Raw genomic sequence first — 873 nt, forward strand, 5'->3', positions numbered from 1 at the left:
GAAGTAAACTGGCTGCGTATATCATCCATATACTGGCGCCCAGGATCTTTCTCAAAAAACTGCTGAAGCTCTTTTGTATTATTTTCTTTTTTTAATGCAATGGTCGGTTCACCAGCGGCTTCAATCCAGTCTTGAATGCTTCCTTTAATCTTCTCCAGTTTCTCCTGCTGATTTGGATTATTATTTAGAAGCTGATACAGTGCATTATAATCTTTTTCCCAACTTGATGCTGCGCTGTTATAAGGTTCTAAGTAACTCGCTTCTCCTGTAATAATATAGCCTCTTTGTCCGGTTTCCATATCGAGCAGGTGTTTTTCAATTCGATTGGTCAGATCATGCACTTCAATATCATGATCAATGATAAAATTTCGTTCTTTTTGCAAAGATGAAATTTGACTGTTTAAAACAATAAATGCAATAAATAAACAGACAATAACAATTAAATATCCAATAATAATTTTGGATTTGATGCCAAACCTCATTTTCTTTTCCATAATGTTCCTACTTTCATTCTAGATATTCTTCTAGAAGCATTCGAAAAACATGTTTATTTTTGCCGCTGGACAATTTTACTTTCAGTACACACTCTCCACTCCATCTTCCTTTGCTTGATAGGGCTTCTCTCTTTTTTCTATCAATTCAACATTCCTATTATACACTCTATTTTTGTACAGAAGAATATTTATTGTACAAGAGGGAAAGATTAATTTTCCAGTTTGGAAATATCTATTTTCAAGCTGTCTATAAAAATAGGCCCATGCTGTTAAAAGCATGAGCCTATCTTACACTATTTTTGTACACAATAAGGTAATGAAAAGTAATTTATGCTTTGGGGAATCACATAAATTATGCCAACATAGGTATAAATAAATA

At 33.0% G+C, this 873-nt stretch carries 1 protein-coding gene; it reads right to left on the reverse strand.

Annotated features, from left to right (window positions below):
- On the reverse strand, window positions 1-494 hold a 494-nt coding region (locus AC1DRF_RS30125), incomplete at its 3' end, for a CHASE3 domain-containing protein (RefSeq protein ID WP_477742589.1).
- Window positions 495-873: the final 379 nt, after the last annotated feature.

This window comes from Priestia sp. P5_B4 (genome assembly GCF_056400385.1).